Origin of the sequence: Photobacterium swingsii, from assembly GCF_024346715.1 — a bacterium.
In the GTDB taxonomy this organism is placed as follows: domain Bacteria; phylum Pseudomonadota; class Gammaproteobacteria; order Enterobacterales; family Vibrionaceae; genus Photobacterium; species Photobacterium swingsii.
Window position 1 is genome coordinate 1,309,945 of record NZ_AP024852.1, and the last position, 25,746, is coordinate 1,335,690.

The window sequence follows — 25,746 nt, forward strand, 5'->3', positions numbered from 1 at the left end:
TGGTTCGGTGCTTTTTAGGTGATGAAGGGAACTTTTTTGTGCATAAAGCGTAAAAAAATCCCGCTGAGTCCTCAGCGGGATTACCAAACGGTATAATTCATTTACACAAAATAAGGAGTTTTAGCAGCAGTGGCATCAATGATTAATGATGAAAACACTCTTTTTGCATCACCATTAATTTGAATGTCATATATTCAGACTGGCTGTTTTCAGAATGGTTCCAATAAATTTAAAAAAAGATTCAAAAAAGCTAAAAACCATTAAATATCAGCTGCTTAGTGTTTTGCCTGCTTTGTGGGTAAAAAAAAGCCCACTAACATTGAGTGGGCGAAGCTCTATTTACACAATTAGGAGTTAAGCAGCAGTGGCATCGTAGATTGAAGAGAAGAATGCGTGTTGGCGGCCTGCGAACAATTCATATATCGTCAATCTTAATGTCACTATATATGACTGGTGTTTATCGGCTTAGTTCAAAGAAATTATCTAAATTTATAGTTTTTATTTTAACTTCATGATTTTAAATTGAATTTAAAGCAAGGCTATTTCTGTTCTGCAAAAAATGATGTAAATCAGGGTTTATCTTGTCGCGCTCTGCCACTATGCCTGCTCATATTGTTGTAAAGACAGTCTCTATGTCGTTAAAGGAGAATGCGATGACTCAGAGTTTTTCGCTGAATACGTACCTTGAGCAATTAGCACAATTAGTGAATATCGATTGTGGTAGCCACACCCCAACAGGCATTGCGCAGGTGGCAGATGTACTTACCCCTATGTTTGAATCTCTTGGCTTTACGGTGAGCCGTCATCAGCCTCATCCCGATTCCGGGCCATGTCTGGCAATCACCAATAAACCAGATGCTGAGCATTATGATGTAATGCTGAGTGGTCATATGGACACAGTATTTCCTGTCGGCACTGTCGCCGAACGTCCTATGACCTTTGATGATGAGAAGGTGTATGGCCCTGGCGCAACTGATATGAAGTCAGGCATTCTGAGCGCATGGTATGCATTAAAAGCGCTCACTGACGAAGAACGTTCCCGCCTTGCGATTGTGGTTGTTTTGAATTGCGATGAAGAAATTGGTTCTATCTATTCTCGTGAGTGGCTGGAAGGCTTTGCACGTAAGAGCCGCCAAGTCTTGGTTTGTGAAGCATCACGCCCAACAGGTAACTTAATCCGCTCTCGTAAGGGTAATGCTAAGTACGAAATTGAATTCCACGGTGTAGCTTCTCATGCTGGCTCTGCATTGGCTGATGGTGTAAATGCAATTTATGAATTAAGCCACTGGTCATTAGCCATTAAAAATATGGTTAACCTCGAAACGGGCACCACTATGAATGTGGGTGTGATTGAAGGTGGTATGGCTGTCAATGTTGTTCCTGATTACGCGAAAGCAACTGTAGACCTGCGTTTTTGGAATACCGATGAAGCAGAAACGATCCACGAAAAGCTATTAGCAATGGCTGAAGCACCATTTGAAGCGGGCGCGAGTGTGACGGTCAACCGAGTGACTTTCAAGCCTTCGATGCAGCCTTCAAGCGATACTGAAGCACTGATCAAACTTGTTAGTGAAGAAGCTGATAAGCTGAATATTGTGTATGGCTGGGAAGATGCAGGTGGTGGTTCCGATGGTAACTTCACTGCGGCACTTGGCACACCGACATTGGATGGTTTTGGTCCTATGGGGGCTGGCTTCCACAGTGATAAAGAATATCTGTTGATTGATTCGATTGCGCCTCGCATTGAGCTGTTAGCAAATACGCTACGCCGTTTGTAGATTGACTTAATGTCATAGCGAAAAGCCAAAACTGAAAAGTTTTGGCTTTTTTATTACCTTAACGCTTGACCTTGGACTTAGCTCCAAGGTTTATCTTTGTTATCAGAACAATCATTCATACCGTCAACACTGTTTATTACGGTATGAAAGTATTAAGGAGATGCGCTATGTGTGCTCAATGTAACAGTAAGAAAAACCATATTCATACAACTAAAGCCGCAGTAGGGAGTGCAAGCACAGTTAAAGTTGAAAGTGCAGTGACAACTGATTGTTGTTCAACAGGCACTTCTTCAAGTTGCAGCAGCACTTCAGATACAAGTGATGGTGATGATGGTGGTGATGCTGCCTCCTCAGGAGCCGTGATTAACCAACCTTTGGCAGATAAATCTATGACAAAATTTAAAGCATTCACTACGGTTGAAAATGCTGACTCATCTTCGGTATTAACTCCGCCTTCTGGCTCTACTCAACCACATTGTCATGACACACCTATTAGTCATAATGCCGCTGGTAGTAGCAATGCCTCTGATTGCTGCAGTGCAGGACAATGTTCAGCAAACGAAGATGTGTTGAAAGATGAAAATATTGAAGCTGCGCTTGTCAATGAGTCTGGTCATACCCAGCGTTGGAATATTTTAGGCATGGACTGCCCAAGCTGTGCCGCTAAACTTGAAAAGGCTGTTCTGAGTCTTACCGGTGTTGAGCAAGCCAAAGTGATGTTTGCGACTGAAAAATTAGTGGTAAGCAGTGCGTCTCCAATGGCGGATAAAATTGAAGGCAAAGCTAAAGAAGCAGGTTTTCGATTAGTTGGATCGACATCTTCAGTCAAAGATGATCAGCCTAGTTTTATTCAGCAACATTTCGCTGTGATTGCCATTGCATTCATGATGATCGTCTCGTTTGCAATTGATAGTCAGTCTGAGTTTTATGGCCTAATTGCGTTTTCTGTCACCACAATATTGGGCTTAATCCCAATCTTAAAAAAATCGATTAACCTCGCTAAGTCAGGTTCACCATTCTCAATTGAAACCTTAATGTCTATCGCAGCATTAGGTGCGCTTTACTTGGGTGAAACTGCGGAAGCGGCAATGGTACTCTTGCTGTTTTTACTTGGTGAGCAACTGGAAGGTTACGCTGCCTCTCGTGCTCGCAGCGGTGTAAAAGCCTTGATGGATCTTGTACCTGAAGAAGCGACTGTGGTGCGACCTAATGGCGAACGTACCAAAGTCGCAGTTGAAAGTCTGAAGAAAGGTGATGTGATTGAGGTTGCGCCAGGTGCACGCTTACCTGCTGATGGTATTGTCTTAGATATTGCGGCGAGCTTTGATGAAAGTGCTCTGACAGGGGAATCGGTGCCTGTTGAGCGTATGCCTGGTGATAAAGTGATGGCAGGTTCATTAGTTGCTGACAAAGTGGTGCAATTAACTATTGAATCGGAACAAGGTGATAATGCTATCGATCGTATTCTTCATTTGATTGAAGATGCCGAGTCTCGTAAAGCACCATTAGAACGTTTTCTGGATAAGTTTAGCCGTTGGTATACGCCAGCAATGATAGTGTTAGCGGCTCTAGTGATTGTTATTCCACCTATGTTATTTGGGCAGTCATGGGATGAGTGGTTATACAAAGGTTTAACGCTACTGCTTATTGCATGTCCGTGTGCCTTGGTGATTTCAACGCCAGCTGCTATTACTTCAGGTCTAGCCGCCGCGGCTAAACGTGGTGCTTTAATCAAGGGGGGCGCTGCGCTTGAACAGTTAGGCCATATTCAAACCGTTGCTTTTGATAAAACAGGTACCTTAACGGAAGGCAAACCTGTGATGACTGATCTGGTGAGCTGGGAAGGGGATGAGACGAGGTTATTACGTCAAGCCGCTGCGATTGAAGCAGGCTCGCTTCACCCACTTGCTATGGCAGTGATCAAAGCTGCAGAGAATAAGGGTATTCATATCCCAGAAGCTAAGCATCGTGAAGCATTGGTGGGTAAGGGTATTCAAGGTGAGGTTGATGGTGAGATGCTTTTACTATGCGCAGCCGATCGCCTACCTGAATCAGTGCTACTGACCGTAGAGCAGCAGCAAACCGTAGATAATCTAGAAAACCAAGGTAAAACGCTGGTCGTTGCGATGAGAGGTAGCCTTCCTGTTGGTGTTATCGCGTGGCGTGATAATCTGCGAGATGATGCTGCTAAAGCAATTATTGCTCTTAAAGAAATCGGTGTTGGTGCGGTCATGTTAACGGGTGATAACTGTCGTGCAGCAAGCGCCATTGCTGCGGATATTGGTATCGACTTTCGTGCTGGCTTGTTACCTGCAGATAAAGTGTCTGCGGTACGTGAGATGAACGACAGGCATAATATCGCCATGGTTGGCGACGGCATTAACGATGCGCCTGCAATGAAAACAGCGTCGATTGGTATCGCGATGGGGGGCGGCACAGACGTCGCGTTAGAAACTGCTGATGCAGCCTTAACACATAATCGCGTATCTGAGTTGCCGAATATGATTGCGCTGTCACGTGCAACACTAGCGAATATTCGTCAAAACATCGTGCTTGCTTTGGGTTTGAAAGGTGTGTTCCTTGTGACGACGTTATTAGGAATGACTGGGTTGTGGGTCGCAGTATTGGCCGATAGTGGTGCAACAGCTCTGGTGACATTAAATGCGCTCAGGCTACTTCGCTTTAACCCTGATAAATAAGTGGACTATTTGGTGAGAATTTCTGATTAATATTCCAGCGTTAATACTCGCCCACTAACTAAAATAAACCGCAGCCAACAGAAATGTTACTGCGGTTTTTTTGTGATCTTTGCCATCCGCAAACGATTTTAGGTGACTCGTGTCACTTTTTTGTGAGAAATGAAAACTAATCGATTTTGTTTAACGTGATTGCTGTCACTAAAAAGTGTGATTTGATGGGCTATCGTAAGAACATGCTTTTGAGAGTGAAACTTGCTGAGTATGACTCTTAACGTACCCTATGATTAAAGTATTCTGACGACTCTACACAGAATGCAATAACGATAAAAAGGATATCAATATGTCTGACAATAATGTTTTCCACTTAGGTGTTAATAAAGCGGATCTTAACGGTGCTGAACTAGCGATCATCCCAGGTGATCCAGCTCGCGTTGAAAAGATTGCCAACCTAATGGATAACCCTGAGTTTCTAGCAAGCTCTCGTGAGTACACAGTATTTCGCGCGAAACTTGATGGTAAATCAGTGGTAGTTTGTTCGACAGGTATTGGTGGTCCATCTACGTCGATTGCTGTAGAAGAGCTAGCACAACTTGGTGTTCGTACTTTCCTACGTGTTGGCACAACTGGCGCGATTCAGCCACACATCAACCCTGGCGATATGATCGTAACAACGGGCTCAGTTCGTCTAGACGGCGCTAGCCTTCACTTTGCCCCAATGGAGTTCCCTGCGGTTGCTGACTTTGATGTTGCAACAGCAATGAAAGCCGCGTGTGATGCTGATAACGCAACTGTACATACAGGTGTGACGGCATCAAGCGATACTTTCTACCCAGGCCAAGAGCGTTACGATACATTCACTGGCCGTGTTGTACGTCGTTTCCAAGGTTCTATGGATGAATGGCAGCAAATGGGTGTACTTAACTTTGAAATGGAATCTGCAACCTTGCTGACTATGTGTGCAAGTTCTGGTTTACGTGCTGGTTGTGTTGCGGGTGTTATTATCAACCGTACTCAAAAAGAGATCCCTGATCACGCAACACTGAAAGCGACAGAAACTCGCTCAATCAAAGTCGTGGTTGATGCCGCACGCCGTATGCTTGCTGAATAATGTTTCTAAAATGAAGCTTTGGCTTCTACACGTCTAAAACCACCTTCGGGTGGTTTTTTTATGGCCGCTATTCAAGGATGGGTCAAGTGATAGTAAGAGTAATCACTGTATTTACGTCGTTTTGTGGTGATTTCTGGATATTCATAGCAACCTTGTATCAAGGTGCATATTTATCTATAAAATTACGTTTTTTACACTTGGTTACACTTGTGGGTGGGAGTTAATTGTACTTAATATTTACTTAAATCAAAAAAGTTGAATGTTTTTCTCTTTTTGCTGCCTTTTTCAGCGTTTGCTGGATTGATCTTGCCGTGATCATCCATTAGAATTCGCCGCGCATTACAGATGCACACATTTTTTAATATTTATTACTTTTTTTGAACTACTCCTGTAGGGGAACTCAATGTCTACAAAACTAGCTAACCCAGCACCTTTAGGTTTGATGGGCTTTGGTATGACTACCATCCTTTTAAACATCCACAATGCGGGTTTCTTCCCTATTGATTCAATGATCCTAGCAATGGGTATCTTCTACGGCGGTCTTGGTCAAGTGCTTGTAGGCATGATGTGCTTCAAGCGTGGTGATACGTTTGGTACAACAGCATTTACTTCTTACGGTCTATTCTGGCTAACACTTGTCGGTCTAATCGTTATGCCAAAAATGGGTCTAGCGGCAAGCCCTGCACCTTTCATGGGCTGGTACCTACTATTATGGGGCATCTTTACTGGCTTCATGTTCATCGGTTCACTTTGCTACCCACGTGCTAAGCAATTCGTTTTTGCTTCACTAACTGTATTGTTCTTCCTTCTTGCCGCTCGTGATTTCACAGGTAGCGCACTGATTGGCACAATCGCTGGTTTCGAAGGTATCATCTGTGGTGCAAGTGCAATCTACTTCGCTATGGCACAAGTATTGAACAACGAATTCGGTCGTACAATTCTGCCTGTAGGTGAGAAAAAAGTAGCGCAAGCAGCACCGCTTAAAGCTGCAGCTTAATCGCACCTTATTGATGAAAAAACCTCGCTTCGGCGAGGTTTTTTTGATCGTCTAGAATAGAAGTGTCTCAGCTTCACCTTCTAGACGATAAGGAATCAGTATGGCACAGCGATATGCAGCGATTATGGGGGCCCTCATCGCAGACGCTGCGAGTATGGGGACTCATTGGATATATTCTCCTGAGCGAGTGAAATCGCTTTTATCTCTCCCGCACTTCCCTTTTATTGAACCCAATCCCGAACATTATAAAGGTGTTGATGGTTACTATGCGCACGATAGGTTGGTTGCGGGCGAATCGACTATTTATGGAGAATGGCTTGCGCTGTACATTCGGTTGCTGAGTGACCCTACGATTAGCACTCACTATATTCAACAGCATGTTTTAGAACATTTCGGTCCAGGGGGGGAGTTCATTGGTTATGTTGATAGTCCAACTAAAGCGTTAGTTTTGTCACTCTCCTCGTTAGACCCTGATGATTGGCCTGAAGACTCAGGCAGCGATGATGATCAAAATCCAGCCTTATGCGCAATCCCTGCGCTAGTTGCCTTAAAATACCCCTCAGAGAAGCTTGAGCAAGAAATTGATCGTATTGTTGGTATTACTCACCAAAACGAGACAGCACTACAATGCTCAAAAGCTTTTGCTTGTGCCCTTAATGAGGCGTTACGTTCTCGCCGTATAGATCCTGTTTTGAATATATTGAAAATTAAATCGCCTGAGGAAATAAGAGAAAAGATAGAGCAGGTACGGGTGTTAAAAGGGGAAGTGAATGATTTAAGCCATGTGCTTACTATCGTTAATCAGGCTTGTCGTTTAGCCGATAGCTTACCGCTTGCCGCATGGGTGCTTAACAACAGTAATAGCTATACCGAAGCGGTGTTGAATAATATTAAAGCATCGGGGGATAGCTGTGGCCGAGCCATGATAGTAGGAGCAATTGCAGGGGCTTGCTATGGCTTTGGTGATGAGAATGGCATTCCCATCTCATGGCTGACAACATTGCAAAATGGTGAGGCAATAGCGGAAGATATAGAAGCCTTATTAGCAGCATCATATTGATAAAAAGGCGCTCATTTATTGAGTGAGCGCCTTGTTAATATTATGAGTAGCTTGCCGTTTCCCCATTATAGAGGAGTTGCTGAGAGTATGATGTGTAGGCTCTAACTTCTTTTATTAATGCTTGAAACTCTTCACTTTCACAAGGTGTATTTTCTAAATCTATCGTGTTTTCTCCAACGAAAGCACATTGCTCAATACTGCCTGTTTCAGCATTTATTTTGACTAACTTATTGTTTTTGATCCAAGTAGCGGACTTACCTTGAGAGAAGTCTGCTGAGCTGCTGTAATTGTTGTCGAACATTGACTGACCGGTAAACCATCTTGCTGATCCTCCCATAATATCGAGTATCGTTGGCGCGACATCTCGCTGAGATGCGTTGATGTAAGGTTTAGTTTTAGGAACATCCACATTGATCCCATACATCAAGAAGGGAATGGAATTACGCTGTAACCCTGTATGAGGCATACCTGCGGTATGGTCGGACATTAAAACAACAATAGTCGGTTCAGTAACAGTAGCATTAAGTTTAACGATGAATTTTTCGAGAGACTTATCAGCATTATTTAGAACACTATATCTTATTTGTTCTCGAGACTGAGTCCCAAAATTATAGTCACTTTCATTTGGCAAATAAGTATCATGCGTTGTGCCTGTATTAATGGCTATAAAATAGGGTGATTTAAGCTCTTTAATTTTATCTAATGAAAATTGATAAATGTCATCATCCATATATCCCCAGTGGTTAAGTATAGAATCACGATTATAATCATGTTCTCCATAGGAATATTTAAAACCCAGAGTTTGAGAAAAAGAGCCAACGATTCCTTTTCCACTTCCTTGAACAAAATGGGTGCTCCAACCTTTATTATTAAGAATTCTTGGGAGACACATATAATTCATATTTTGAAGTTGGGTACCTGCAACACCTGCACCAATGGGATTTGAATAAGAGCAAAAAGAAGCAAACATTCCTTCTACAGTTCTGAATCCATTTGCATACATAGAGTGAGGAGAGAATGATTCTTTTCTTAATTGATTAAAGAAAGGGGTTACATCAGTATGATTGGCATAACTCTTCATATCAGCCGCTCCCCAACTTTCAAGTAAGAGAAAAATGATATTTAGGGGTTTTATTTCAGATAGTTTAGTTTCATAACTTTGGGGTAGTTGTTTTCGTAGTTGTGAAATGCTGGTGTCATCGATGACCGGTGTTATACGATGCGCGGCTTTCTTAACGCCTTTAACAAGGTAGTAGGTGATTGCGTAAGGGGCATTCCACGCGACTTCTGCTTGCTTAGGATCACCTATCTTGTAAACACTCATCGGTGATTGTGGATGGTCGTGCCAGCCTCCACGTATCATTGTGACCGCAAAAATGATCCATACAAGTGAATACGCTAAATTACTTTTAAGTCTACTTAGTGAATAACGTTGAGGTAAGTAAATCTTAACCGTTATAAAAGCCGATATAACACAAAGCGTAAAGGCTGCAATACTTTGAAGCGGGAATTTGATAAGACATGTGATGAATAGAGCAAATCCAGAACCTTCGCCTGTGAATACTTCAAAAGTTATATGTCGTCCAGCTTCTATAAAGTAGATAGCATCTGCTGTTGTAGAAATGATTATCCACCAAGATATAAGTATAATTGGAAGTTTTTCAATTATACTATTTTTAGCAAATAATAGAGCTGTAGGGATATTTAAAATAAGACATAAAGTCGTAAAGATAGCGACGGTTGTTAAATCTAATTGTAGCCCCCAAAAAAGAGCATAAAGAGATTCAAACGAAAAAGGAATAACACCTAAAGAAAATACGACAAGTTTACTTAATAAGGTGAAGAAGAATAAAATAAATGAGGTTATTAATATATTGAAGAGCAACTGAAGCCTGACCTTTATTTATCACTTATAATATAAAGGCAAAAAAATGCCCCTAAAGAAAGGGGCATAATATATAATTTTAAATCTAATTAACAGATAACTTTAATAGCTAGGCCACCTTGAGAAGTCTCACGGTATTTAGCATTCATGTCTTTACCTGTTTCCAGCATAGTCTCGATAACTTTATCAAGTGATACGCGTGGTGCAGATGCACGGCGTAGTGCCATGCGGGTTGCGTTGATTGCTTTAACTGCAGCAATACCGTTACGCTCGATACAAGGTACTTGTACCTGACCAGCAACAGGATCACATGTAAGACCTAGGTTGTGCTCCATTGCGATTTCAGCAGCCATACATACTTGCTCTGGGCTACCACCCATAAGCTCTGCAAGACCAGCTGCCGCCATAGAACAAGCAACACCTACTTCACCCTGACAGCCTACTTCAGCACCAGAGATAGAAGCGTTGCGCTTGTAAAGGCCGCCGATAGCACCAGATGCTGCGAAGTAACGCGTGTAATCTTTAGGGCCAACAGATTGAATGAACTTGTCGTAGTAAGCTAAAACGGCAGGGATGATGCCACATGCGCCATTTGTTGGTGCTGTAACAACACGACCGCCTGCAGCGTTTTCTTCGTTAACAGCGAAAGCGTACATGTTAACCCAATCAACAACCGTCATTGGATCGTTGCTTAGCTTTTCGTTCGTCATCAGTTGTTGACGAAGTGCTGCTGCACGACGAGGTACACGTAGTGGACCTGGTAGAATACCTTCTTCGTTCATACCGCGTTCCATACATTCACGCATGGTTTTCCAGATATTAGCGAAGTAAGTGCTGATTTCGTCTTCTGCGTTCATCGCGCGTTCGTTCGCCATCACTAGTGAACTTACTGATAAACCGTGTTCTTTACATTGTTCAACCAGCTCTTCAGCTTTAGTGAACATGTAAGGTACTTTAACTGTAGACGCTGCTTCTTTGCCGAAGTTTTCTTCGTCAACGATGAAGCCACCACCGATAGAGTAGTATGTCTTGGTGTACGCAACATCTTCACCAACGAAAGCTGTGATAGTCATGCCGTTTTCGTGAAGAGGAAGGTTAGTCGTATGGAAGTTCATGCCACCGTCACGAGGGAAGTCGACAGTGTGGCAGTGCATGCCAACAGGAAGACGCTCTGTTTCTTCAACACGAGCAATAAAACCAGGGATGCTATCAATATCAACATGTTCAGGGCTGTTGCCCGCTAGACCCATGATGATAGCGATATCTGTGTGGTGACCTTTACCGGTAAGAGAAAGAGAACCATAAACGTCAACGGTAATTTTGGTTACATCACGTAATTTGCCCATTGCACGCAGGTCGTCGATGAATTCTTTACCTGCTTTCATTGGGCCGACAGTGTGTGAACTGGAAGGACCCACACCGATTTTGTAGATATCAAAAACACTGATCATGTTCATTACCTCAGCCTGTTTCAAAGCACTCTGCTTTAAATTTGGACTGTATCGTTTTATTTGTCTCGCCCCTTCCTTGGCGAGATGTAGAAAAACAAAAGAGCAGTAGATGAATCATCCCTGCTCTTTAGGTTGTCTATTTTACGCTAATTCTCTGTGAAGACCATGCGTTGTAGCACATTTTCTTATCAGAAATCAGCGCTGGTAGTAAATAATACTCTAAGAGTGTTATTTAACCTTATAGTGCACCGTAGATTACAGAAGTAATCGCTGCAACACCACATAGTGCTGTGAAAATGCGTACAGGTGCTGAAGTTTTGTACTTAGCCATTGCTGGTACTTTGTACATTGCGAATACAGGCATTAGGAACAGGATACCTGCAATCATTGGTGCACCCATAGTCTCAATCATACCCAAGATGCTTGGGTTAACAATTGCTACAACCCAAGTCGTGATTACGATGAAACCTAGAGAGATTTTCTCTGCTTTCTTAGCTGGTGTTTTCTCTGATTTAACTAGACCAACAAGACCTTCGTGAGCACCAAGGAAGTGACCGAAGTAGCTTGATGTGATAGCTGCGAAAGCAACCAGTGGACCTAGTAGAGAAATCAATGGTGATTCGTGAACGTTAGCTAGGTAAGAAAGAACACTGATGTTCTCTGCTTGTGCCATTGCTAGTTGCTCAGGAGACATTGAAAGTACTACAGAGAATACGAAGAACATTACGAAGCCCATAAGCATCATCGCTGCACCACCAGTGATCATGTCAGTTTTTGCAACTGCGTTGTCACCGTATACACGACGTTGTTCTTTTGTGAACTGGCTAATGATTGGGCTGTGGTTAAAAGAGAAAACAATGATTGGAATTGCTAACCAGATAACAGTAGGCATTGCGCTCCAGTCTGGTGTTACTTCCATCATAGAAGTGTTCCAGCCAGGAATCAGGTAAACAGAAAGTGCTAGTAGGATGAATACTAGTGGGTAAACCATTGCTGATGTTGCTTTAAGCATAAGTTCTTTACCGAACACTACACCCGCAGTCATTAGAGCGATAAGCACACCAGACAGTAATGGACGAGGAAGTTGTTCCATGCCCATTTGGTTTACAAGGAAAGAGTCAACGGTATTAGTAATACCTACACCGTAGATAAGTACAATTGGGTAAATGGCAAAGAAGTATGCGAACGTAATAATTTTTGCGCCAGATTTACCAAAATGCTCTTCAACAGTATCAGTGATATCTGCGTCAGGGTTTTTCGAAGAAAGAACAAAGCGTGCTAGACCTTTATGTGCGAACCAAGTCATTGGTGCAGCGATAAGAGCCAAAATAACAAGAGGCCAGAAGCCACCAGCGCCAGCTTTGATTGGAAGGAAAAGTACACCGGCACCAACAGCGGTACCAAATAGTGATAATGCCCAAGTGAAATCTTTATAGGTCCACTTTGCTTTTGGAGCAGTTGCTGATGCGGAACTTGTAGTAGTTTGCATAGTATAAATCCAATTTTCGGAACGGGAACGTTAGGAACGAGGCGCATTTTGAGGATTTATAGAAGTAAAACTTTGATTAAGATCTCGTTATTGAATGTATACATTTTGCAATACAATTAAAAGTGATCGCCGTCACATTTTACTTGGTATTTGCATTAGCTAAAGTAATCCGTCGCAATATTATATTTCATGCCAAAGCTGCATTGATAGAATTTTAATCATTTGTGCGGTGGCACCCCAAATTGAATATTTGCTGAATGATATGGAATAAATATCATGTAAATGGCCATTTACAGGGAATTTATGGCTTTTTATATTCAATGGGTTGATTAAGTATTCGAGTGGAACTTCGAATAAACTGTCAACTTCGTTGCGATCTAATGTGGGAGAGTAGTGCGGGGAAATGGTTGATAAATATGGTGTGACGACATATCCACTTATTGTTGGAAGTGGCGGAAGTTGTCCTAAAATGTTATCGCGGTTACAAATAATTCCTGTCTCTTCATAGGTTTCTCTTAGCGCAGTGTCGATAAGATCAACATCAGAGTGTTCTTTTTTACCACCGGGAAAAGCAACTTGCCCTGGATGATGCTTTAAGTGATGGGCACGTTGGGTTAACACAACGTTAAAGGTGTTATTACGAGGCACAAGCGAAATCAGCACGGCAGCTGGCTTAAACGGAGAGCGGTGTTGTTGGGTAGTCAGGGAGTGAGCAGCAAGATGCTGGCGCACACGCAACTGATGACTTTCGTCATAGTCTGCGGTTGGCGCCAGTATAAATCGACTTAATAACTGCTGCTGGTTCATAACCCTTCCGTGGTTCACTCTGCATTTTGGTGATCTGCAGCTTCTAGTGTAGTCGCTAGGGGACACAGGCGACTGTTTGACATTATATTCAGCTATCCGTTGCTAAATATTGGTTGAAACAAGCTACAGAGTAGCCGTGTTTCAGAGGCAGATTCAATACTCATATAGTTTTATTGTTAAATCGATCACTGTGTAAGTTATCAGTTTGTAATTATAAGATTGGCAAAATCTTACTGAGTTTGTCCAGTGTTTCTTGATACTCACTGGTTACTTCACTGTCTGCGACTATGCCACCCCCTGCCCAAGCATATATTTTTTGGTTTTCTGCAATAAGAGTACGAATTGTGATACTGGTGTCCATCTTGCCGCATTGACTAATATAGCCAATGCTGCCGCAATAGAGGTTTCGACGGTTGGGTTCGAGTTCTTCAATGATCTCCATGGCACGCACTTTTGGGGCGCCTGTAATTGAACCACCAGGAAAGCAAGCACGCAGCAAATCAGACGGGGAATACTGGCTAGCTAACTCACCAGTTACCGTACTAACAAGGTGATGAACGGCAGGGAAACTTTCGATAGCGAATAGACTTGGGACTTTTACAGTGCCTGCTTTTGCTACTCTGCCAATATCATTTCTCAATAAATCGACGATCATCAGGTTTTCTGAGCGATCTTTTTCAGCTAAGCGTAGCGCTTCTGCACTGGCATGATCTTCTTGTTCGTTTTTAAAGCGAGGGCGAGTGCCTTTGATTGGCTTAGTTTGAATCTGGCCTTGCTGATGCTGTAAGAAACGTTCAGGCGAAACAGATAAAATGCTGCTTTGATCTGTGCGAATAAAGGCTGAAAATGGCGCGCCATTCGTAGCGTCTAATTTACAATATGCGTGCCACTCATTCCCGCAGTAGCTGGCTGAAAAGCGCTGAGCAAGGTTTATTTGATAACAATCACCGGATGTTAAATATTCTTGTACTTGATTAAACTTTTCGCAATAACTCGCAAAAGTCATGTTGGCAGACCAATCAGATGTTAATGCAAATTCATCAGGATGTTGTGAAACATCTTTTTCGTGGTTCAATTGTGCAGTGTTTTTCAGATCCTGAAGCCAAGTTAAGCGGTTACTGTCTTTTGGTGAAACTAAGAACAGTTCTTTACGTTGGTGATCGGCAATGAGTGCCCAGTCATAGATCCCTACAGCCATATCAGGAGTGGCTAAATCATGTTCTGCTAATGTAGGTATAGTTTCTATACGTCTTCCTAAATCGTAACCAAAAAAGCCTAAAGCCCCACCAAGAAAAGGGATACCCGTCATAGTGTTAACTGACGGTAATAATGATGCTTGGAGTGAAGCAACGAGCTTGAAGGGATCCTCGGTGCTTGTTTTTTCGGCACCATCTGACAATTTAATACGGGTTATTTCACCTTGTGTCTCTAAAGTGGCTAAAGGATCAGCAACTAAAATATCAAAGCGATTATCTGGATGATTGTTGGCAGCAGAGCGTAATATCATAGCCCACGGCATTGCAGAGAGTGGTGAAAACCATTCCAGTGACGCAGTTGGATGATACTTGAGCTGTTCAATCTTTAGCGAGGATTGTGATTTACAAATCATTTTCTTTTTTGTGACAGGTGTTCGATTAGCGCATAGCGCGAAGTTGCCCGCAAGAGTATCATAAAGTGAGTTTTGAATACGACGCCCAAGGAAGAACCTTTTGGCTTATTTATGGCGATTTATGTCAGTAAATATAACAAAAGGGTTATGCCGCAGGATATTGGCAAAGTGATTGTAACTTTCCCTACTGATACCTATTTGTATCTCAAGGTTGCAATCATTGAAAGGATGCAAATCGGGCGCCATGGAATGATAATAATCAACGAGGGCAAATATGACTGTCATCCGTAAAGAAGACGTGATTAGTAGTGTTGCAGATGCTTTGCAATATATCTCTTACTATCACCCATTAGACTTTGTTCAAGCATTGGAAAAAGCCTATAACAAAGAGCAAAGTCAGGCAGCGAAAGATGCCATTGCGCAGATTTTAATTAACTCGCGCATGTCTGCGGAAGGTCACCGCCCAATTTGTCAAGATACAGGCATTGTAACTTGTTTCGTAAAGATCGGTATGAATGTTCAATGGGACAGTGATCTGACGGTACAAGAGATGATCGATGAAGGTGTACGCCAAGCATACACTAACCCAGATAATCCACTACGAGCATCGGTTGTTGCTGACCCTGCTGGTAGCCGTAAAAATACCAAAGATAACGCACCTGCAGTTGTGCATATTGATATGGTACCGGGTAATAAAGTGGACATTCAGATCGCAGCGAAAGGCGGCGGTTCAGAAAATAAAACGAAAATGGTAATGCTAAACCCGTCTGATGACATTGCAGAATGGGTTGAGAAAACCGTACCTCTGATGGGCGCAGGTTGGTGTCCACCTGGCATGCTGGGCATAGGTATTGGCGGTACGGCTGAGAAAGCAGCGGTACTGGCAAAAGAATCGCTGATGGAATCCGTGGATATTCATGAGCTGCAAGAACGCGGTGCACAAAATGCCGAAGAAGAACTGCGTTTAGACATTTTTGACCGTGTGAATAAGCTGGGTATTGGCGCGCAAGGCCTTGGTGGTATGACAACGGTTATTGATGTAAAAATCAAAACTGCACCAACCCATGCTGCTTCTAAACCTGTGTGCATGATTCCTAACTGCGCAGCAACACGCCATGTTCATTTCACTTTAGATGGCCAAGGTCCTGCGGAACTGACACCACCTAAACTGGAAGACTGGCCAGAAGTGACTTGGGAAGTGGGTAATAATGTTCGTCGTGTCAATGTTGATGATATTACCAAAGCCGATGTACAAGAGTGGAAGTCAGGTGAAACAGTACTGCTGTCAGGTAAAATTTTAACAGGCCGTGACGCCGCGCATAAGCGCATTCAAGATATGCTAGCACGTGGTGAAGATTTTCCAGTTGATTTTAACAATCGCTTTATTTATTACGTCGGCCCAGTAGATGCTGTAGGTGATGAAGTTGTTGGCCCTGCAGGCCCGACAACCTCAACACGTATGGATAAGTTTACCGATATGATGCTAGAGCAAGCAGGCTTGACTGGCATGATAGGTAAAGCAGAACGCGGCCCAATGGCAATTGAGTCTATCAAGGAAAACAAAGCAGTTTACTTGATGGCAGTGGGTGGTGCGGCTTACCTTGTCGCGAAAGCAATTAAGAAAGCACGTGTTGTTGCTTTTGAAGATCTTGGTATGGAAGCTATTTACGAGTTTGAAGTTGAGGATATGCCAGTCACAGTGGCTGTTGATTCAACGGGTAATAATGCTCACCAAACAGGCCCAGACATCTGGCAAGTGAAAATTGCTGAAATGAATGCTTAATGTGGATATTTGCTAAATAAATAAAAAGGAGCTTCGGCTCCTTTTTGCTTTTCTGGTGTTATTTTATCTTGCTATTACGAGTTTACTTCATAGAAAAAACTTGGTTCTACGCGCTTTTCCCTCTCGCTTTTCATGCCATAACTTAGCTTGCTATAAGCATAAATATTCTTGCTATTGAGCTAAGTGTCTACACTGTTTAAAAGCATCCACAAAATTTTCACTGAATTAATGTGCAATTTTTCACATTTCAACAGACAAAAAAAGGATGTTTATCAGCGCTAGTTAGATGACTGACAGGGGTGTAGATGCCGATGATAATGGATAAGTGCGTAAGTGATCAGTCACAGAATTTCGCTAATCCGAGCTTTACAGCTGATAGCTTCACTAGTAAGCATTTATTAAAAAGTAAGCAGCAGATAACACGATTTTTTACGGCGATGGCAACGTGTTTATCATTGGCTGCATGTGGTGAAAAAGAAGACGTTGTGGCAGAGCCTGATTCACGTCCTGTGAAGTTAATGTCTGTCTCAGTAGGCAATAATGATACGTTTCGAACCTTTCCTGCAACAGTTGAAGCTGGTGATAAAGCCATTCTTGCTTTCAGAGTGTCGGGGGAGTTGGCGAGCATCTCTGTGAATGCAGGGGATATCGTTAAAAAAGGTAAGCAACTTGCCATGCTGAATGTCGATGAGCTGACCCAGTTAATGAAGCAAGCACAAGCGAATTATCAGCTGGCGTTGGTCCAGTTTAATCGTGATGTTGAACTGCGAAAGACCAAGGTAATATCTGAACTGGATTACGACACTTCTAAAGCGGCGTTAAAGCAAGCCAAAGCCTCTCTCGATAAAGCAAAAGCCAACCTTAAGTATGCCACTTTACTTGCCCCGTACGATGGCAATATCTCGCTATCTTTGATTGAAAACTATGAATATGTGAACGCAAAACAGCCTGTTTTACATATCCAAAGTGCAGGGTTAATCAATGTGACCTTTCAGCTTCCTGACCATCTTTTTGCACGTTTTAAAGGCTACACCAATGCGATTAATCCACAGGTCACCTTTGATACTGAATTAGATAAATCTTATCCCGCACAATTTAAAGAAGTCGATACAGAAGCCGATCCTAAAACCTCTAGCTACAAAGTCACCTTGTACATGGATCGTCCCAAAGGAAAAAATATTTTACCTGGTATGTCAGGGCAAGTGCGTATAAAGATCCCTAAAGGAAAAGCAGGTGCAATACCTCAACGCGCCATACTCACCGAAGGAAGTGCTACCTATGTATGGCATGTTAATGGTGAGGGAATGATTAAAAAAACGGTTGTTGAATTAGATACCAATAATCATATCACTCAAGGTCTCCAAGATGGTGATCTTATCGCAACATCAGGTGTTGATGAGTTAGTCGATGGTCAGAAAGTGCGTGCTTGGGTAAAAGAGAGAGGGTTATAGCATGCAGACGTTATTACTCGTATTTTGCCTTTGTGCTTTTATGCTGGTCGGGTGTGACAAAGCGGCTGTTGAACCGCGTGTAATCGAACAACCGATAAAAATCACTACTGTTTCATTGGCCGATGCCGCGCCTTTACTGACATTTCCTGCTGTCGCTGCTGCTGCGGATAAATCCAGCTTGTCGTTTCGTATTCAAGGTGAGGTAACCAAGGTATTGGTTCGCCCTGGTGATCTTGTTAAGAAAGGTCAGCTACTTGCCGAACTTGAGCCAACGGATTACCAACTGGAAGTCGATGATGCGCTTGCTAAATATAACGTGGCAGATAGCCAGTACCGTCGCTCGGCAAAATTGGTCGAGAAAGGTTATTTAGCACAATCACAATTTGATGAGCTACGTGCCCAGCGAAGCATTGCTAGAGCACGATTGGACTTGGCTCGGTTACGGTTAACTTTCACGAAACTACGAGCGCCATTTTCAGGAGTGATCTCCAAAGTGCCAATTGAAGAATTCGAGAATGTCCAAGTCGGTCAGCAGGTCATGAATATCCACAGTACTAAGCGAGTGGATATCCATATTCAAGCGCCTGATATGATCTTTTCTCAGCGTTCTGCGGTTGAAATTGAGCGGGATCGTCCTAATGCCCGGGTGATTATGCCTGATGGTGTGGAATATCGGGCGAAACTCAAAGAATTTACCACTGAGCTCGATCCTGATTCTGGTACTTTTCTGGTGACGTTAACCATGCCTATGCCCACTGATCGTTTCATTTTAGATGGTATGGCGGTTGAGGTGAAAGCGGACGCCCAGAAGCTGAGAATATATCAAGCTGGTGAGCCTGTTGTGCCCGTAGAGGCGATTTTCAACGAAGATGGTGATGGGATAGAACAAGTTAATAAATTCGTTTGGGTCGTCAATACGGACAATACCGTGACTAAACGGCAAATCACAACCGACAAAGTGGTGCCTGAAGGAGTACGCATTTTTTCTGGTGTGACAGAAGGTGAGCAAATTGTCATCGCTGGTGGTAATCGCTTACGCGATGGACAGAGTGTGATTGTTGTTGATGAAGAGGATAACCAGCCATGAAACAAGATATCGCATCCTATTTCATCGAGAACAAAGTGATCAGCTGGATGCTGACATTGATCTTTTTGATCGGCGGCACCATGGCTTTCTTTGGGCTTGGCCGTTTGGAAGATCCTGCTTTTACCATCAAAGATGCCATGGTGGTAACCTCTTACCCCGGTGCAACTCCGCTTCAAGTCGAAGAGGAAGTTACTTACCCGATTGAAAAAGCGATCCAGCAGCTGACTTATGTGGATGAGGTCAACTCTATCTCAAGCCGGGGTCTATCGCAGATCACCGTCACGATGAAAAATAACTATGGCCCAGATGACTTACCACAAATTTGGGATGAGTTACGTCGTAAGGTGAATGATTTAAAGCCCAGCTTACCGCCAGGTGTTGCTGAGCCTTCAGTGATTGATGATTTCGGTGACGTGTTTGGGATTTTGCTAGCAATAACAGGGAACGGCTATAGCTACAAAGAACTGAATGACTATGTTGACTACCTTCGACGAGAAATCGAGCTGGTTGACGGTGTCGGTAAGGTGTCTGTGACAGGCACACAACAAGAACAGGTCTTTATTGAAATATCACTCCAGCGCTTGAATAGCCTTGGTATTTCCCCTCAAACGATTTACGGCACCCTAGCCGCGCAAAATTTAGTGAGTAGCGCGGGGGCGGTGCGTGTTGGGGATGAATACATTCGCGTGCATCCGACAGGGGAGTTCAAAAACGTTGACGAGCTCGGGGATTTAATCATTACCGAGAGTGGCGCTGAAGGGCTGATTTATTTACGTGATGTTGCCACTATCCAGCGTGGCTTTAAAGAAATCCCCTCTAATCTGATTAACTTCAATGGTAAGCAAGCCTTGAATGTAGGGATCTCGTTTGTTTCTGGCGTCAACGTCGTGAAAATTGGTGACAAAGTTCAACGTCGCCTTGCAGAACTCAAAGAGCAACAACCCATAGGCATTAATATCAGTGCGGTTTACAGTCAACCGACAGAGGTTGATAAATCGGTTAGTGGCTTTGTGGTCAGCTTAGGGCAAGCGGTCGCGATTGTTATCGTAGTGCTGCTATTTTTCATGGGGTTACGGTCTGGTATTTTGATTGGCCTGATTTTATTGTTGACGGTTCTGGGCACGTTTGTGTTCATGAAATGGATGGCGATTGATCTGCAACGTATCTCATTGGGGGCTTTGGTTATCGCGCTTGGGATGCTGGTGGATAATGCCATCGTGGTGGTCGAAGGGGTGCTGATAGGCATGCAAAAAGGGCGGACTCGATCGCAGGCCGCTTCTGATATTGTCACGCAAACCAAGTGGCCATTGCTTGGAGCGACGGTGATTGCGGTCATGGCATTTGCCCCAATCGGTCTTTCGCAAGATTCAACAGGGGAGTATTGCCGTACTCTGTTTACCGTGCTGCTCGTATCTCTCATGCTCAGTTGGTTTACCGCTATTTCACTCACGCCCTTTTTCTGTGACATGTTCTTTAAGAGCGTCAAAACTGATGAAAACGCTGAGGACAATGATCCTTACGCGGGTAAGTTTTTTGTGGTGTACAAAGCATCACTGGAATGGTGCATGCGCCGCGCGTGGTTCACGGTGATTTCACTTGTTTTCATGCTAGGTGCCAGTTTGTATGGCTTTACCTTACTCAAGCAGTCCTTCTTTCCATCTTCGACAACACCTATGTTCATGGTGGACGTATGGTTGCCAGAAGGTACCGATATTCGAGCAACGAATGCGGCGCTAAAAGAATTGGAAGGTGCTTTACAGCAGCAAGAAGGGGTCGAATATGTTAGCTCAAGCGCGGGGAAAGGTTCTCAGCGATTTATGCTGACCTACACGCCTGAAAAAAGCTATGCCTCGTACGGTGAGCTTATTGTGCGCTTGGATTCTTTTGATGCTGTGCTACCAAATATGGCGCAATTTAGTGAGTTACTTGATAAAGAGTTTCCGCAAGTCGAGTACAAGTTGAAGCAAATCATGCTTGGTCCATCTTCGGGGGCTAAGATTGAGGCACGTCTTGTGGGGCCAGACCCAACAGTATTACGTAGCTTAGGTAAGCAGGTGGTCGATATTATGCATGCTGATCCTGGTGCATTTAATATCCGTCATGATTGGCGTGAACGCACCAAGGTGATTGAACCTATTTTTAATGAAAGCCAAGCGCGCCGCTATGGTATTACTAAAGAAGAAGTAGATGATCTGTTACAGATGGCGTTTTCTGGACTCAGTATCGGTATTTACCGTGATGGGACTAATTTGATGCCTATCGTGGCACGCTTGCCTGAAAAAGAGCGGGTTGATGTATCGACTATCGAAGGCATGAAAATATGGAGCCCAGCTAACCAAGGGTATGTGCCACTTCAGCAAGTGATGCTTGGGGTTAATATACGTTGGGAAGATCCTTTGATAGTGCGAAAAGATCGCAAACGCATGCTCACTGTGATGGCCGACCCTAACCCATTAGGCGATGAAACAGCGGCAACGGTGCAAGCGCGTATTCAACCTGTAATTGAAGGATTGGAGTATCCACCTGGCTATTCATTAGAGTGGGGCGGTGAGTATGAATCGTCAGCGGATGCTCAGGCATCGTTATTTTCAACCATGCCTATGGGTTATCTTGTGATGTTTTTAATCACGATTTTCTTATTCAAGAAAGTTAAAGAAGCCTTGATTGTATGGGCGACAGTGCCGCTGGCGGTGATTGGTGTGACGACAGGCTTATTGGCGCTGAATACGCCATTTGGTTTTATGGCATTGCTTGGCTTTTTAAGTCTATCTGGGATGTTAGTCAAAAACGGTATTGTACTGATTGATCAGATAGAAATTGAAGTCGCCAGCGGTAAATACATGTATAGCGCCGTGGTTGATGCTGCGGTAAGTCGGGTACGACCTGTGTGTATGGCGGCGATAACAACCGTACTTGGGATGATACCTTTATTACCTGATGTGTTCTTTAAACCAATGGCGGTTACCATCATGTTTGGTTTGAGTTTCGCGACTGTACTGACCTTGATCGTGGTGCCTGTGCTTTACCGTTTATTCCACAAAGTACCTGTCCCAAATCATTCTCAAGCTAAGTTAGCAGCGCAGAATTAATGAGTTGAAGATATAAAGAAGGTAATGAAAAAGGCTCCGCTTATATTCAAGCGGAGCCTTTATATTTTTTAGTGTTTTATTGTAACGAGAAAGTACTTAGCGCACTTTCCATTGCATTTCTTCACCAGCCAGAATCGGGACAACTACATCGTCACCGAATGTCATGGTTTCAGGCACTGCCCATGCTTCTTTCTGTAGCGTAATGGTATCGGTGTTACGCGGTAGATCATAAAAGTCAGGACCATTGAAGCTAGCAAAGCCTTCTAGCTTATCTAAAGCATCAGCTTCTTCAAATACACTTGCGTAAAGCTCAATAGCAGCGTGTGCAGTGTATGAGCCTGCACAACCACAAGCTGACTCTTTACGGCCTTTAGCGTGTGGCGCTGAGTCCGTACCTAAGAAAAATTTCTTACTGCCACTGGTTGCCGCTTCAATCAAGGCTTGTTGATGAGTGCTACGTTTTAGAATAGGCAGACAGAAAAAGTGCGGACGGATACCGCCAACCAGCATGTGGTTACGGTTAAACATTAGGTGGTGAGCTGTAATCGTTGCTGCAACGTTAGGGCTTGCATTTTTCACAAACTCAACGGCATCTGCTGTGGTGATATGCTCAAGAACAATTTTCAGTTCTGGTAGCATTTCAACAATTGGGCCGAGTACGTTATCTAGGAAGGCTTTTTCACGGTCGAAGATATCGACATCGTGCGTTGTTACTTCACCGTGGATTAATAGTGGCATACCTACTTCTTGCATTGCTTTGAATGTTGGAAGCAGTTTTTCTACCGAAGTCACACCTGAATCTGAATTGGTTGTTGCACCGGCTGGATAAAGTTTAGCGGCGTAAACATGGCCAGTGGCTTTTGCTTTGCGGATTTCTTCAGGAGTGGTGTTGTCGGTTAGGTAGATAACCATAAGAGGGGAGAAATTGCCTTGAGGACCTTCAGCAAGAATACGTTCACGATAAGATAATGCGGCATCGGTGTCCGTTACTGGTGGGATCAAGTTCGGCATTATGATCGCGCGTCCCATATAACGGCTGATATCGCGAACCGTATCTTTTAGTACGTCGCCATCGCGTAAATGCACATGCCAATCATCGGGGCGTGTGATAGTCAAAGTCGTCATAGTCGCTTTCCTCCCAAAAAATTTGCCCGATTCTAAAAGTATAACTTAATGATGTAAAGGTGAATTCTACATCAAATTGAGCAAACGGTGATTTTAGACGCAATCGTTTGCTGGGCGGGCGTGAAACTGTGGGTAAAAGACGGATAAAAAAGGCCAGTGGATTCACTGGCCTCAATATAGAGGGTAACCATTGCGATTATTTTTAGTGGTTTACACCTTAAAGCGATGCACCAAGCTATTTTGCTGGTGGGCCAGTTGATCCAACTTGCTACTTGCTTCTGCGACTTCTTCCATTGAGGTAAAGTTTGCATCAGCAATATGGCTGATATCTTCAAGACTGCGTGCAATACTCCCTGTGGTGCTGCGCTGCTCTTGTGCGGCATGGGCAATGTGTTCACTCATTTCGCTGATATCTAGAATAATGGCTTGAATTTCCTCCATTGCACCGTTGGCATCAGATGCTTGACTGATACTGTTGTCCATCTCGGTAACACAGCTTTGCATCATGTTAACGGCTTGGCCTGAACTGCTTTGTAGGCTTTGAATCATAGACTCAATTTCTGCTGTTGAATCTGTGGTACGTTTCGCCAATACACGCACTTCATCGGCAACCACGGCAAAACCGCGCCCCTGATCACCGGCACGTGCCGCTTCGATCGCAGCATTTAGGGCGAGTAAGTTAGTTTGATCTGCAATGTTACGGATCACATCCAAAATTGAACCTATGTTGCTGCTCATTTCTTGCAGCTTGCCAACCGCACTGACAGATTCGTCCAATCGTGATGAAAGTTGATGTGCGGTATTAATGTTGCGGCTCATCACTTCACGACCTGTATCGGCAGCTTTACTGACTTCAATCACGCGTTCCATAGAACTTTGCGCACTGCGTGATACATCAGCTACGGATTGCTCCATTTCAGTCATTGCTGTGGCAACGGATCCCGTTTGTTGGCGTTGTTCATTCAAACGATCTTTTGCTGCTGTGGTGGTGGTTTGATTCTCTGTCGCTACGTTAGTGAGATCTTCCGATGCTGTGCCTATCTTACCGAGAATTTCCTGTAAGTTACCCGCGAGGGTATTGATATGACTGCTGAGCTTTTGGAACTCGATGAAATGATTATCTTCAATGCGTTGAGTCATGTCTCCATCGGTTAGCGCCTCTAATGTTTTGAGGGTTGAGCGCAGAGGTTTTCGCACACTTTGTGCCAGAATCCAGCCGATGAAAATAGCAAATGCGGTGGCACATAAGCCAATAAGCACGGCATTGCGTAGACCTTGGTTATAGGCCGTTTCAGCTTTATTAATGGCACCATCCATCAAGTTGTTTGCCTGATTTTGGAAAGTGTTCAGTAAGTTAACGGCCTCATCAATTTCTGTTGCTAATACCGAGATATTGTCATAAAGACGTTTTTTTGCGTCTACATAGTCATAGTGAGTAGCCAGGATACCGCCACTTTGACCAATATCGCGGGTGTACTGCTGGATAGCGTCATCAAAGTTTTGTTTCAAGGTTGGCAGTTGTGCCGACAAACCACGGTACGCATCGTTTAAATGACTGATTTGACGTCTGTTCTGTTTCATCGCCTTGCTGATGGCTTCTATATCATCAACCGCAAGCGCATCCGAGGTAATGGTTTCAGTCTGCTTTAATTTGATGAAGTAGCTCTTCGCCATCATTTTAACGGTAAAGCTATCTTGATCATCGATGTATTCTTTCATCTTTACACTAAGTTGCGGGTAAAGTTGCTGGAATCGTCGAGCCATTCGTTGACGCTCAGTTTGAGCAATAAGCTGAGCTCGATAGTTTGCCATCGCCTTATTCGCTTCTGCAAAATAGCGTTGCTCTAAGGTTAAAAGTTGATCGGTTTGGGTGCGAAGAGCCGCGTGCTTTTCTACTTCATTTAGCAATGCTTTTTGCGTGACTAAATAAGTATCGTGCGCTTTGGTGAAGTTGGCTTGATAGGTCGCCATGCGATCAAGGTTTTGGCTGGTGAGATAGTCTTTAAATATTTTGTCTGCGGCTAACAAGCGAACGCTGGCTTGGCTAGCGGTAGCAACAAGCGGTAAAGACTCTGAGGTAACAGCTTCGAGTTGAGCATGGATGCGGTTAGTCCCTTGCAGCATCAATGTTACTGTTACAACAAATAGCAAAACCATGACGGCAAATCCCGCATACATTCGGCGTATGACCGAGGTTTGTCTTTTATTTTTCATAATATCCCTAAAATAGTCGCTCAAAACATACTCGTGTACGTGTGTATGCAAAATAATTAAATGCGTTTGACTGCTGAGTCTGACTTCTTTTTCATCGGTGTTTCATTACAATCA

16 protein-coding genes are annotated in these 25,746 nt (G+C 43.6%); 9 read left to right on the forward strand and 7 right to left on the reverse strand.

Annotated elements, in window-relative coordinates:
* Positions 1-653 precede the first annotated feature (653 nt).
* From OCU77_RS06315 to OCU77_RS06335, 5 genes are all read left to right on the forward strand, one after another.
* On the forward strand, positions 654-1,778 hold the full coding sequence (locus tag OCU77_RS06315) for a M20 family metallopeptidase (protein ID WP_048897072.1): 1,125 nt from the start codon (positions 654-656) through the stop codon (positions 1,776-1,778).
* Between the two features lie 167 nt (positions 1,779-1,945).
* The gene (locus OCU77_RS06320; RefSeq protein ID WP_107302383.1) at positions 1,946-4,477 is read left to right on the forward strand and encodes a zinc/cadmium/mercury/lead-transporting ATPase; all 2,532 of its coding nucleotides are present in this window, start codon (positions 1,946-1,948) and stop codon (positions 4,475-4,477) included.
* A gap of 340 nt (positions 4,478-4,817) precedes the next feature.
* Positions 4,818-5,585: a uridine phosphorylase gene (udp, locus tag OCU77_RS06325; protein ID WP_048897073.1), complete on the forward strand. Its 768-nt coding sequence runs from the start codon at positions 4,818-4,820 to the stop codon at positions 5,583-5,585.
* A gap of 403 nt (positions 5,586-5,988) precedes the next feature.
* Entirely contained in the window at positions 5,989-6,582 is a 594-nt protein-coding gene (locus OCU77_RS06330) for an acetate uptake transporter (protein WP_048897074.1), read from the forward strand.
* Between the two features lie 100 nt (positions 6,583-6,682).
* Complete coding sequence (locus tag OCU77_RS06335; protein ID WP_048897075.1) at positions 6,683-7,642, forward strand: ADP-ribosylglycohydrolase family protein; 960 nt, start codon at positions 6,683-6,685, stop codon at positions 7,640-7,642.
* Between the two features lie 40 nt (positions 7,643-7,682).
* Here OCU77_RS06335 and OCU77_RS06340 read toward each other — a convergent pair whose 3' ends face one another.
* The 5 genes from OCU77_RS06340 to pabB form a co-directional block, all read right to left on the reverse strand.
* Positions 7,683-9,527, reverse strand: coding sequence for an LTA synthase family protein (locus tag OCU77_RS06340; RefSeq protein ID WP_048897076.1), 1,845 nt, complete (start codon positions 9,525-9,527; stop codon positions 7,683-7,685).
* An 89-nt stretch (positions 9,528-9,616) separates the two neighbouring features.
* Positions 9,617-10,978 carry an L-serine ammonia-lyase gene (locus OCU77_RS06345; protein WP_048897288.1) on the reverse strand — a complete coding sequence of 454 codons (1,362 nt, stop codon included), beginning with the start codon at positions 10,976-10,978 and terminating at the stop codon, positions 9,617-9,619.
* Positions 10,979-11,216: 238 nt separating this feature from the next.
* Positions 11,217-12,467: an aromatic amino acid transport family protein gene (locus tag OCU77_RS06350; protein WP_048897077.1), complete on the reverse strand. Its 1,251-nt coding sequence runs from the start codon at positions 12,465-12,467 to the stop codon at positions 11,217-11,219.
* A gap of 180 nt (positions 12,468-12,647) precedes the next feature.
* Positions 12,648-13,274 (reverse strand): CoA pyrophosphatase, encoded by a 627-nt coding sequence (locus OCU77_RS06355; protein WP_048897078.1) that lies wholly within the window; start codon positions 13,272-13,274, stop codon positions 12,648-12,650.
* 211 nt (positions 13,275-13,485) lie between these two features.
* The gene (pabB, locus tag OCU77_RS06360) at positions 13,486-14,883 is read right to left on the reverse strand and encodes an aminodeoxychorismate synthase component 1 (protein ID WP_084711669.1); all 1,398 of its coding nucleotides are present in this window, start codon (positions 14,881-14,883) and stop codon (positions 13,486-13,488) included.
* Positions 14,884-15,157: 274 nt separating this feature from the next.
* On the opposite strand from pabB, the gene OCU77_RS06365 reads away from it, so the two are divergent.
* The 4 genes from OCU77_RS06365 (at position 15,158) to OCU77_RS06380 (ending at position 22,293) form a co-directional block, all read left to right on the forward strand.
* Positions 15,158-16,666, forward strand: a complete 1,509-nt coding sequence (locus tag OCU77_RS06365) for a fumarate hydratase (RefSeq protein ID WP_048897081.1) — start codon at positions 15,158-15,160, stop codon at positions 16,664-16,666.
* Between the two features lie 437 nt (positions 16,667-17,103).
* A complete protein-coding gene (locus OCU77_RS06370; RefSeq protein ID WP_048897289.1) occupies positions 17,104-18,117 on the forward strand; it encodes an efflux RND transporter periplasmic adaptor subunit in 1,014 nt (337 codons plus the stop codon).
* A 1-nt stretch (position 18,118) separates the two neighbouring features.
* Positions 18,119-19,204 carry an efflux RND transporter periplasmic adaptor subunit gene (locus OCU77_RS06375; RefSeq protein ID WP_048897082.1) on the forward strand — a complete coding sequence of 362 codons (1,086 nt, stop codon included), beginning with the start codon at positions 18,119-18,121 and terminating at the stop codon, positions 19,202-19,204.
* Complete coding sequence (locus OCU77_RS06380; RefSeq protein ID WP_048897083.1) at positions 19,201-22,293, forward strand: efflux RND transporter permease subunit; 3,093 nt, start codon at positions 19,201-19,203, stop codon at positions 22,291-22,293. Before OCU77_RS06375 ends, OCU77_RS06380 begins: the two co-directional genes overlap by 4 nt.
* Positions 22,294-22,389: 96 nt before the next feature.
* Here the strand turns inward: OCU77_RS06380 and pyrC are convergent, their stop codons facing one another.
* Both pyrC and OCU77_RS06390 read right to left on the reverse strand, forming a co-directional pair.
* Positions 22,390-23,418: a dihydroorotase gene (pyrC, locus tag OCU77_RS06385; protein ID WP_048897084.1), complete on the reverse strand. Its 1,029-nt coding sequence runs from the start codon at positions 23,416-23,418 to the stop codon at positions 22,390-22,392.
* Positions 23,419-23,628: 210 nt separating this feature from the next.
* Positions 23,629-25,632 (reverse strand): methyl-accepting chemotaxis protein, encoded by a 2,004-nt coding sequence (locus tag OCU77_RS06390; protein ID WP_048897085.1) that lies wholly within the window; start codon positions 25,630-25,632, stop codon positions 23,629-23,631.
* Between the last annotated feature and the right edge of the window lie 114 nt (positions 25,633-25,746).

Coding starts and splice junctions, on each gene's coding strand:
- udp (WP_048897073.1), top strand. CDS start 4,818: ATGTCTGACAATAATGTTTTCCACTTAGGTGTTAATAAAGCGGATCTT.
- OCU77_RS06345 (WP_048897288.1), bottom strand. CDS start 10,978: ATGATCAGTGTTTTTGATATCTACAAAATCGGTGTGGGTCCTTCCAGT.
- OCU77_RS06330 (WP_048897074.1), top strand. CDS start 5,989: ATGTCTACAAAACTAGCTAACCCAGCACCTTTAGGTTTGATGGGCTTT.
- OCU77_RS06390 (WP_048897085.1), bottom strand. CDS start 25,632: ATGAAAAATAAAAGACAAACCTCGGTCATACGCCGAATGTATGCGGGA.
- OCU77_RS06320 (WP_107302383.1), top strand. CDS start 1,946: ATGTGTGCTCAATGTAACAGTAAGAAAAACCATATTCATACAACTAAA.
- OCU77_RS06380 (WP_048897083.1), top strand. CDS start 19,201: ATGAAACAAGATATCGCATCCTATTTCATCGAGAACAAAGTGATCAGC.
- OCU77_RS06350 (WP_048897077.1), bottom strand. CDS start 12,467: ATGCAAACTACTACAAGTTCCGCATCAGCAACTGCTCCAAAAGCAAAG.
- pyrC (WP_048897084.1), bottom strand. CDS start 23,418: ATGACGACTTTGACTATCACACGCCCCGATGATTGGCATGTGCATTTA.
- OCU77_RS06375 (WP_048897082.1), top strand. CDS start 18,119: ATGCAGACGTTATTACTCGTATTTTGCCTTTGTGCTTTTATGCTGGTC.
- OCU77_RS06370 (WP_048897289.1), top strand. CDS start 17,104: ATGGCAACGTGTTTATCATTGGCTGCATGTGGTGAAAAAGAAGACGTT.
- OCU77_RS06335 (WP_048897075.1), top strand. CDS start 6,683: ATGGCACAGCGATATGCAGCGATTATGGGGGCCCTCATCGCAGACGCT.
- OCU77_RS06315 (WP_048897072.1), top strand. CDS start 654: ATGACTCAGAGTTTTTCGCTGAATACGTACCTTGAGCAATTAGCACAA.
- pabB (WP_084711669.1), bottom strand. CDS start 14,883: ATGATTTGTAAATCACAATCCTCGCTAAAGATTGAACAGCTCAAGTAT.
- OCU77_RS06355 (WP_048897078.1), bottom strand. CDS start 13,274: ATGAACCAGCAGCAGTTATTAAGTCGATTTATACTGGCGCCAACCGCA.
- OCU77_RS06365 (WP_048897081.1), top strand. CDS start 15,158: ATGACTGTCATCCGTAAAGAAGACGTGATTAGTAGTGTTGCAGATGCT.